The sequence below is a fragment of the Kitasatospora sp. NPDC056446 genome, from assembly GCF_042796115.1.
In the GTDB taxonomy this organism is placed as follows: domain Bacteria; phylum Actinomycetota; class Actinomycetes; order Streptomycetales; family Streptomycetaceae; genus Kitasatospora.
In genome coordinates this window covers 25,488-34,589 of record NZ_JBHTRF010000086.1, presented here as the reverse complement: position 1 = coordinate 34,589, position 9,102 = coordinate 25,488, and the positions used below count along the sequence as shown (strand labels likewise).

Genomic DNA, 9,102 nt, shown 5'->3' with positions numbered 1-9,102 from the left:
CGCCGCTGCGGCGCGGCCGGGCCGGCGAGCCGGCGCACGCCGGGCTGCTCGACCGCCGCGTGGAGCAGCGCGCCGACGGCCAGGGCGGCGGCGAACGCGGCCAGGGTGAGCAGGGCGGCCAGCGGGGCGGGGTAGGTGTGTTCGCCGAACAGGAGGGGGCGGCCGTGGAAGAGGACGACGCCCTGGCAGAGGTAGAAGCCGAAGGAGGCGTTGCCCAGCCACTGGGTGAGCGGGCGGGCGGGGGCGGGGTGGTGCAGGTCGCGGTGCGCGGCGGCGCAGAGGACCAGGGCCAGGGGGACGGCCATCGGCAGGACGAAGTCGTAGGGTGCGGGCACGGCCAGGGTGAGCGCGTAGGCGGGCGGGAGCAGGAGGGCGGCCGTGGTGAGGCCGATGCGCGGGGTGAGGCCGGCGGTGACGGCGCGGGCCAGCAGCATGCCGAGGACGAATTCCGGCAGGCGGGCGGGCGGGAAGAGGTAGCCGAACCACAACTGGTCGAGGGAGACGGGCAGTTGGGTGATCCTGGGCCCGTCGGGCAGCAGGGCGGCGTCGGTGGCGGCGACGGCCGCGGCGGCGAGCAGGGCCAGGGCGATGCCCGCGGGGAGGGCGCGGTCGGGCAGGCGGCGCTGGGCGCGGTGCAGGAGCGGGAAGAGCAGGTAGAACAGCAGCTCGCAGCAGAGCGACCAACTGGGGGTGTTCATACCGGAGTTGACTTCCGGGTCGGGGGAAGCGGCGTGGACGAGCAGGAGGTTCGGCAGCCAGACCCGGACGGGGAGGGCCTGGGCGGACAGCAGCAGTGCGGCGGCCCACATCACCAGGTGGGAGGGGTAGACGCGGGCCAGGCGGCGGCGCCAGAACGCGGCCGGGCGCTCGCCGTCGCGGGCCGACCAGGCGAGCACGAAGCCGCTGAGGAGGAAGAAGAAGGAGACCCCGGCGTACCCGGCCTTGGAGGTGGCGTGGGCGAGCGCGTCGGCGAGGGGCCGGTCGGCGAAGAAGCCGAGGGGTGCCTGCGGGCGGAGCGGGTTGACGGTGAGGAAGGCGTGGAAGAGGAAGACGGCGAGGGCGGCGGCGAAGCGCAGGGCGGTCAGGGTGGGCAGGCGGCCTCCGGACCGGCCGGTATCGCTTTGTGCGCACATGAGATGACTGTAGGTCACCTGGTGGGGGCGGGTGGGACGCGGGAAGTCGGCCGGGCCGACTTCCGGCGCCCCCGGGTGACGGCTTGCGGCGCCCCCAATGACGACTTCCGGCGCCCCCGGGCGGCGGCTTGCGGCGCCCCCGGGCGGTGGGAAAACCCCGGTGCGGGCGTGGCGCTCCCCCGGCACACTGGCCCGATGCTCATCGACCACTGGCCCCTGCTGGGGCTGCGCGTGACCTCCCCCCGGCTGGAACTGCGGCTGCCCGCCGAGGACGAGCTGGCTCGGCTCGCCGACCTCGCCGCGCGCGGCGTCCACCTGCCGCAGGAGCGCCCGTTCCTGTCCCCGTGGGGCGCGCTGCCGCCCGCCGAACGCGCCCGGCACGTCCTGCGGATGCACTGGCGGCGGCTGGGCCGCTGGACGCCGGACGACTGGGCGCTGAGCCTGGTCGCCTTCCGCGAGGGGCAGCCGGTGGGCGTGCAGGACGTACGGGCCAAGGAGTTCGGCGTCCGCCGCGAGATCTCCTCGGGCTCGTGGGTCGGCCTGGAGCACCAGGGCGCCGGCCTGGGCACCGAGATGCGTGCCGCGATGCTCCACCTGGCCTTCGAGGGCCTGGACGCGCAGTGGGCGACCTCGGTGTCGTTCAGCGACAACCCGGCCTCGCTCGCGGTCTCCCGCAAGCTCGGCTACCGCGACGACGGCATCGAGCACGACGTCCTGGACGGGCGGGTGGCGCAGTCCCGGCGGCTGCGCCTGTCCCGGGCGGACTGGGCGCGGCACGCCACCGTCCCGGTCACCGTCACCGGCCTGACGGACGGCTGCCGCGAGATGCTCGGCACCGGCGGCTGACCGGCGGCCGGGCGGGCGGCCCGGAAGGCGGCGGCCCGGCGGCGGGTCAGGGCATGCGGGTCAGGGCGCTGCGGGGCAGGGCAGGTCAGGGCGCTGCGGGGCAGGGCATGCGGGTCAGGGCAGGGCGTCCAGGGCGGCGGGCAGGGCCGTGAGGGAGTGCAGGACGTGCACGCCCGGCCCCGCCGGGGCGCCCGAGGCGTGGCGGTCGAGCCAGAAGGCGTGCAGGCCCGCGTCGCGGGCGCCGAGCGCGTCGAGGTCGTGGCGGTCGCCGACGTGGGCGACCTCGTGCGGGGCCAGGCCCAGGCGTGCGCAGCCGGCCAGGAAGATGCCGGGGGCGGGCTTGGCCTCGCCGTGCTCGTCGGAGCAGACCAGCACGGCGTCGTCGAAGTGGCGCAGCAGGCCGACGGCCCGGAGCTTGCGGCGCTGGTGGGCGGTCGAGGAGTTGGAGACGACCCCGAGCCGGCGGGCGGGCGCGAGTGCGTCCAGGACGGGTGCGGCATCGGGGAACGCGGCCCAGGCGGCGTCGCGGTGGGCGGTGTACCCGGCGAACCAGGCGGCGGCCTGCTCGTCGGTCAGGTGTTCGGCGCCGTCCTGGCCCAGGCCGGCGAGGAAGAGCCGGGTGCGTTCGTGCTGCTGGCCGGCGAAGGTCAGTTCCCCGGCCAGGAAGCGGGCGTACGGCTCCCGGGTGACGGCGCGCCACAGTGCCACCGCGGCGGCGGGCGAGGCCAGGCGGTGCAGCAGGTCCAGGTCCCGCAGGTGGGCGAGGAGGCCGGTCCGTTCCGAGCCGGAGTAGTCGAACAGGGTGTCGTCGACGTCGAAGAGCACGCCCCTGATCCTCATCACGCACCGTCCTTCCGGGTGCCGGCGGCTGGGCGCGGGCACCCGGCGACCCTACCGGGACAGGCGGTGGCGGGCGGCGTCGAGCAGGTCGGCGGACAGGTCCGGGTCCTCGCTCGCGCGGGCCAGCATCAGGGCGCCGACCATCGTGGACAGGTCCGCGAGGGCCGTCTGCCGGTCGGCGGGGTCAGGCAGCCGGGCGAAGCCGTCGAGCAGGTCGCGCAGTCCGGCGGTGTAGGCGGTGCGCAGCGGGGCGCCGGGTTCGGCGCGGGCGGCGTCGGCGGCCAGGGCGGCGGCGGCGCAGCCCTGGCCGGGGTGGTCGCGGTGGAGTGCGGACAGGTAGCGGTGGAGGAACTCCTGGCGGGGTGAGCGGTCCGGCCGGGCGGGGCCGGGCGCCTCGGCGCGGGGCTCGCCCGCGGGGTCGGCGGCGTCGGGCCCGCCTGCGGGGTCGGGTGCCTCGGCGGGTTCGGCGGGCTCTGCGGGTTCGGCGAGCTCTGCGGGTTCGGCGAGCCGTTCCATGGCCTCGTGCCGTTCGGTGAAGGCGGCGGCGAGCGCCTGGGCGAGGAGGTCGTCCTTGGAGGCGAAGTGCCGGTAGAAGCCGCCGTGGGTGAGTCCGGCGGCGGCCATCGCCTCGGGGACGCTGACCTGGTCGGCGCCCTTCTCGCGGATCAGCCGGGCGGTGTGGTCGATCACCCGTCGGCGGCTGCGTTCGGCCTCGGCACGTGACACGCGGGGCATGCCGCGGCTCCTCTCTCGCTCGTACGGCTCCGGTACGGCTCCCGTACGACCCTTTCGCACGGCTGTGGTGCACAACCGTGGTGCCCCCACTTTCCCATCCAGTTTAGATGATGGTAATAATCTAAACGTTGCGGCGCCGCCCCACCACACCCGCACCGGGCCGTACGGGGGCGCGCCGCCGTACGGACGAGCGAAGCCAAGGAGACACACCATGACCGTGATCGAAGGCTCCACCGCCCTGGTCACCGGGGGCCGGCGCGGCCTGGGCCGGGCGTTCACCGCGGAACTGCTGGCCCGCGGCGCGAAGAAGGTCTACGCCACCGCCCGCACCCCCGACACCGACGAGGACCCGCGCGTGGAGGTCCTCGCCCTCGACGTCACCGACGACGCCTCCGTGGCCGCCCTCGCGCACCGCGCGGACGACGTCGACATCGTCTTCAACAACGCCGGCGTGCTCCACGCCGCACCGCTGCTCGGCGCCGACCTCGCCCTGGTCCGGGACACCTTCGAGACCAACGTGCTCGGCCCGCTGCGCATCGCCCAGGCCTTCGCGCCGGTGCTGGCCGCCCGCGGCGGCGGCGCCCTGGTCGACATCCACTCGCTGCTGTCCTGGGGCGCCGGGGCCGGGGCCTACGGCGCCTCCAAGGCCGCCCTGTGGTCCCTGACCAACTCGCTGCGCCTGGAACTGGCCGCCCAGCACACCCAGGTCCTGGGCGTGCACCTGGGCTTCGCGGACACCGGCATGGTCGCGGCCCTGCCGGTCGACAAGATCGCGCCCGCCGACGTCGCCCGCGCCGTGCTGGACGGCCTCGAACGCGGCGAGCACGAGGTCCTCGTCGACGACGCCTCCCGCGCCCTCAAGGCCGCCCTGTCCGGCCCGGTCGAGAACCTCTCCGTCCTCGCCCGCCGCTGACCCGCCGCCACCCGCCACCGACCGACCGCCACGCACCGCCCGCACCGCCACGCACCGCCACGCACCGCAGACCACCGGACCAGGAGGAACCGCCATGCCCCTGTGGCACGTCTACCACCCGCCCCGCGCCTACACCCCCGAGCAGAAGCAGCAGCTCTCCACCGACATCACGGCGTTCTACACCCGCTTCGGACTGCCGAAGTTCTACGTGATGGTGCTCTTCCACGAGATCGAGCCCGGCTCCTTCCACCTCGGCGGCGAACCGTCCGACTCCGCCGTGCGCATCGTGGTCGAACACCTCGCCCGGCAGACCGAGGACCCCGAGCTGCGCAGGCGCACCCGCGAGGCGCTCGCCGACCTCCTCGCCCCCCACACCACCGGGCGCGGCCTGTACTGCGAGTTCCACATCGACGAGACCCCGCAGAACCTGTGGATGATCGACGGCCTCACCCCGCCCCCGCCCGGCAGCGAGGTCGAACAGCTGTGGGCCCGGGAGAACCGCCCCAGCCCGTACTGAGCCCCGCCCCCGTCCCGAGCCCCGTCCCGTACCGGACCCCGTACCGACCCCCGTCCCGGCACCCCGCCGGGGCGACGGCACCGACCGCCCGGACCCCCGCCCCCCGCGGGGGTCCGGGCTCCGGCATGACCGGACGGGCCCGCCGCCGCGACCCCCGGAGCCCGCCGCCCGGGCTCAAGCGTCGAAGACCACCTCCGGCCACAGCGGCGAGGGACCGTCCAGCAGCGGCGCCGGCAGGCCGGCCAGGTGGCGGCCGAACCAGGCGGTGAGGTAGGCGCGTTGGGCCCGCACCGCGCGCCCCGGGTCGCCGGTGCCCAGGAAGTGCTCCAGCCGGTCGGCGGGCCAGGCGAAGACGGACCGGCCCTGCGGGACCAGCAGTTGCAGGTCGGTGTAGGACAGGTGGCCGGAACGGGCGAGGGTCAGCCGGCGGCGCGGGCCGCCCAGGTGCGGCCACAGGGCGTCCCACATCGCGTCGCGGGCCGGGCTGTCCCAGGCGGAGGCCATCAGCAGCAGGGGCCGGGGCTGGTCGGCGGTGGCGCCGGTGCCGAAGAGCGGGCCGTCCAGGACGGCGCCGGCCCGGATGCGCGGGTCCTCGTGCAGGGCCTGGACGGTGGTGGCGCCGCCCATGGAGTGGCCGAACATGCCGACGGCGCCGGGGTCCAGGGCCTCCCCCAGGCCGGCCGGCAGCGGGCCGCGCTCCAGCCGGTCCAGGACGCGGCGCACGTCGGCGGCCCGGTAGGCGACGATCGCGGCGTCGGTCATGGCCTGGACGCGGGCCTTGTCGCGCACCACCAGCCGTCCGCCGGGGAACCCGACCTCGCCCGCGTCGTAGGTGTGGTCGACGGCGGCGACGACGTGGCCGTGGGAGGCGAGCTCCTCGGCGAGGACGGTGTTGAACGCGCTGTCGCCGCCGGAGCCGTGGGAGTTGAGGACCACGGGGTGGCGCCGGGTGCGGTCGGCGGGCGCCCCGGCGACGGCGTGGGTGACGGGCCAGCGGATCCGGGCGCCGGGCACGGCGAAGTAGGCGTCCCGCAGGTGCGCCGTCTCCGCCCCGCTCATCCACGGCGCGCGCGGGCCGCCGCCGGGGCGGGCCGCCGGGTACCACAGGCGCACCCGCAGTTCGCGCGGACGCGGCACGGGCGCCCAGGCGTCGACGGGGCGGGCGGGGTCGTCCAGGTACAGCAGGGCGGTGCCTACCGGGCGCGGCCCGGTCGGCGCGGGCAGCCACAGGCGCGGCGGGCCTGCGGCGTCGGCGCGCGCGGGCCCGGCGGCGACGGCTCCGGCGGCCGAGGCGGCGGCCGAGGCGGCAAGGGCCGCGAGGACGCCGCGGCGGCTGGGGCCGTGACGACTGGGGCGAGGGCTGGGGTTGCGGCTGGCCATGGGCCCGGTTCCTCCGGCGGGTCGGCGGAGCGCCGGCGGAAGGCCGGCGCGCGCGTCCACCGTGCCGCCGCGGCCCGGGCGTTCGCGTCGGCCCGGGGCAGGAGGCACGGGCGCCGGGTACGACCGCGGGCATAGGCCCACGGCGCCACCCCGGACACCGGCCGGTCCAGACGGCCGGTTCAGGCGGCCGGTCCAGGCGGCCGGTTCAGACGACCCGTTCAGCCCGCCGCGGCCGCCGACAGCAGGGCGTCGAGCAGGCCGGGGAAGCGGGTGTCGAGGTCGGCGCGGCGCAGGCGCACGAAGCGGTTGCGCCCGGCGACGCGGGTGCTGGTGACCCCGGCTTCGCGCAGCACCCGCATGTGGTGGGAGACGGTCGACTTGTGCAGGTGCTCCAGGCCCAGGCCGCGGGGGTCGCAGGAGTGCTCGGCGTCGTCGGCGTAGCTCAGCAGCAGGGTCAGGCGGACCGGGTCGCCGAGGGCGTGCAGGACGGTGACGAGGTCGATGTCGGCGGTGGCGGGCTGGGGAAGCCGCTCGTCCGCGCCCGTGGCACGCGGGGTGCTCGGTGCGCCCGTGCCGTTCGGGAGGTTCGGGGCGCTCGTGGCACGCGGGACGCTCATGGCGCTGGGCCTCCGGGGGGATGCGGGTGCGGGGGTGCGGGGGTGCGGGAAACGAATGGTTTGACAATCATCCACCAATCCCCGAGTGTTTGACGAGCCTCAAACTGTTGCACGTCCATCAAACCATTTCGCCCCGGGGGGCCCGCCCGTGCCCGTACGCCTTCTCCTGCTCGCCCTCGGCACCTTCGCCATGGGCACCGACTCGATGGTGGTGGCCGGCATCCTCGGCCCGGTCTCCGCCGACCTGGGGGTGTCGGTGCCCGCCGCCGGCCAGCTGGTCACCGTCTTCGCGCTCGGCTACGCGCTGCTCGCCCCGGTCCTGGCCGCCCTCACCGCCCGCTGGCCGCGCCGGCGCCTGCTGCTGGCCGCGCTCGCGGTGTTCACCGCCGCCAACGCGCTCAGCGCGCTCGCCCCCACCTACGGCCTGCTGCTCGCCACCCGGGTGCTGGCCGCCGCCGGCGCAGCCCTCTACACCCCGACCGCCAACGCGGTGGCCACCACCCTGGTCGCCCCCGAGCGGCGCGGCCGGGCACTGGCGACCGTCCTGGGCGGGATGACGGTGGCCACCGCGCTCGGGGTGCCGCTGGGCACCTGGGTGGGGCGCGGCGACTGGCGGCTGACGATGTGGCTCGTCACCGCGCTGGGCCTGGCCGCCCTGGTGGGCCTGGCCGCCCTGCTGCGCGATCTGCCCGCCCCCGCCGCCGCCCCCGCCCTGCGGGCCCGGCTGGCCCCGCTGGGCCGGCGCCGGGTGCTGGGCGCGGCGGCGACCACGCTGGTGTTCTTCCTGGCCTTCCAGAGCGTCTACATCTACCTGGCCACCGCCGTGTCCGGCGCCACCGGCGGCGACGGCGACCGGCTGAGCGCGATCCTGCTGACCTGCGGCGTGATGTCGGTGGCCGGCAGCTGGCTGGGCGGGCGCCTGGTGGACCGCGTCGGGGTGCGCCCGGTGCTGCTGGCCGGCTCGGCCGTGGCGGCGTGCGCGTTCGCCGCGCTGCCCTGGCTGGGGCGCAGCATGCCGGGGGCGCTGGGGTACGCGGCGGTGGTGCCGCTGGCGGGGTGGGCGGTGTCGGTGGCGCTGCCGCACCGGCTGGCGTCGCTGGATCCGGCGGGCGCGCCGCTGCTGATCTCGTTGAACAGCAGTGCGCTGTACCTGGGGACGGCGGCGGGGGGTGTGGCGGGTTCGGCGGCGATCGGGTTGCTGGGCGGGCGGTGGTTCCCGTTCGCGGCGGCGGTGCTGGCGGTGGCGGCGTGCGCGGTGGCGGCGGTGACCACGCGCGACGAGCGGCCCGGTGTGCGGGCGGCGGTGGCGGCGGCGTCCTGAGCCGTACGCCCCGCCCGGCCCCGACCTGAGCCGGGCGGGGCGTACGGGCGGGGCGGGGCGTACGGGCGGGGTGCCTCAGGTGCCGAGGACCTCGCCGACCAGGGCGCGGGCCTCGTCCTGGACCCGGGCGAGGTGGTCGGGGCCGTGGAAGGACTCGGCGTAGATCTTGTAGACGTCCTCGGTGCCGGAGGGGCGGGCGGCGAACCAGGCGTTGTCGGTGCAGACCTTGATGCCGCCGATCGGGGCGCCGTTGCCGGGGGCGTTGGCGAGGACGGCGGTGATCTTCTCCCCGGCGAGTTCGCCGGCGCCGACCCGTTCGGGGGACAGCCGGGCCAGGCGGGCCTTCTGCTCGCGGTCGGCGGGGGCGTCGACGCGGGCGTAGGCGGGGGCGCCGTGGCGCTGCGTCAGTTCGCGGTAGCGGGCGCTGGGGGTGGCGCCGGTGACGGCGGTGATCTCGGCGGCGAGCAGGGCGAGCAGGATGCCGTCCTTGTCGGTGGTCCACACGCCGCCGTCGCGGCGCAGGAAGGAGGCGCCGGCGCTCTCCTCGCCGCCGAAGCCGATCGAGCCCTCCAGCAGGCCGTCGACGAACCACTTGAAGCCGACCGGGACTTCGACCAGGGTGCGGCCGAGGTCGGCGGCGACGCGGTCGAGCATCGAGGAGGACACCAGGGTCTTGCCGACGCCGGCGGCGGCGGGCCCCACGGCGCGGGGGCGGTAGAGGTAGTCGACGGCCCCCCCCAGGGAGTGGGTGTGTCGTATACACATAACAGAGCCCACCAGACAAAAAACAAACTGGTATT

General features: G+C 76.5%; 10 protein-coding genes. 4 read left to right on the top strand and 6 right to left on the bottom strand.

What is annotated here, in order from left to right; translation table 11 throughout:
• Positions 1-1,133: acyltransferase family protein (locus ACFQ6N_RS34490; protein WP_380657725.1), on the bottom strand; the 1,133-nt coding region annotated here is incomplete at its 3' end.
• 195 nt (positions 1,134-1,328) lie between these two features.
• Here ACFQ6N_RS34490 and ACFQ6N_RS34485 point away from each other — a divergent pair.
• A complete protein-coding gene (locus ACFQ6N_RS34485; RefSeq protein WP_380657724.1) occupies positions 1,329-1,979 on the top strand; it encodes a GNAT family N-acetyltransferase in 651 nt (216 codons plus the stop codon).
• A gap of 114 nt (positions 1,980-2,093) precedes the next feature.
• Here ACFQ6N_RS34485 and ACFQ6N_RS34480 read toward each other — a convergent pair whose 3' ends face one another.
• Together ACFQ6N_RS34480 and ACFQ6N_RS34475 are read right to left on the bottom strand one after the other, a co-directional pair.
• Entirely contained in the window at positions 2,094-2,819 is a 726-nt protein-coding gene (locus tag ACFQ6N_RS34480) for an HAD family hydrolase (protein ID WP_380657722.1), read from the bottom strand.
• Positions 2,820-2,870: 51 nt separating this feature from the next.
• Positions 2,871-3,554 carry a helix-turn-helix domain-containing protein gene (locus tag ACFQ6N_RS34475; protein WP_380657720.1) on the bottom strand — a complete coding sequence of 228 codons (684 nt, stop codon included), beginning with the start codon at positions 3,552-3,554 and terminating at the stop codon, positions 2,871-2,873.
• A gap of 211 nt (positions 3,555-3,765) precedes the next feature.
• Here ACFQ6N_RS34475 and ACFQ6N_RS34470 point away from each other — a divergent pair, with 211 nt between their 5' ends.
• Together ACFQ6N_RS34470 and ACFQ6N_RS34465 are read left to right on the top strand one after the other, a co-directional pair.
• Complete coding sequence (locus ACFQ6N_RS34470; RefSeq protein ID WP_380657718.1) at positions 3,766-4,467, top strand: SDR family oxidoreductase; 702 nt, start codon at positions 3,766-3,768, stop codon at positions 4,465-4,467.
• Positions 4,468-4,561: 94 nt separating this feature from the next.
• Positions 4,562-4,984 carry a tautomerase family protein gene (locus tag ACFQ6N_RS34465; protein WP_380657717.1) on the top strand — a complete coding sequence of 141 codons (423 nt, stop codon included), beginning with the start codon at positions 4,562-4,564 and terminating at the stop codon, positions 4,982-4,984.
• Positions 4,985-5,158: 174 nt separating this feature from the next.
• Here ACFQ6N_RS34465 and ACFQ6N_RS34460 read toward each other — a convergent pair whose 3' ends face one another.
• On the bottom strand, positions 5,159-6,364 hold the full coding sequence (locus tag ACFQ6N_RS34460) for an alpha/beta hydrolase family protein (RefSeq protein WP_380657716.1): 1,206 nt from the start codon (positions 6,362-6,364) through the stop codon (positions 5,159-5,161).
• 218 nt (positions 6,365-6,582) lie between these two features.
• Positions 6,583-6,981 (bottom strand): ArsR/SmtB family transcription factor, encoded by a 399-nt coding sequence (locus ACFQ6N_RS34455; RefSeq protein ID WP_380657714.1) that lies wholly within the window; start codon positions 6,979-6,981, stop codon positions 6,583-6,585.
• A 148-nt stretch (positions 6,982-7,129) separates the two neighbouring features.
• Between ACFQ6N_RS34455 and ACFQ6N_RS34450 the strand changes: the two genes are divergently transcribed.
• Complete coding sequence (locus ACFQ6N_RS34450; protein ID WP_380657712.1) at positions 7,130-8,302, top strand: MFS transporter; 1,173 nt, start codon at positions 7,130-7,132, stop codon at positions 8,300-8,302.
• Positions 8,303-8,377: 75 nt separating this feature from the next.
• Here ACFQ6N_RS34450 and ACFQ6N_RS34445 read toward each other — a convergent pair whose 3' ends face one another.
• Positions 8,378-9,067 carry a hypothetical protein gene (locus ACFQ6N_RS34445; protein WP_380657710.1) on the bottom strand — a complete coding sequence of 230 codons (690 nt, stop codon included), beginning with the start codon at positions 9,065-9,067 and terminating at the stop codon, positions 8,378-8,380.
• Positions 9,068-9,102: the final 35 nt, after the last annotated feature.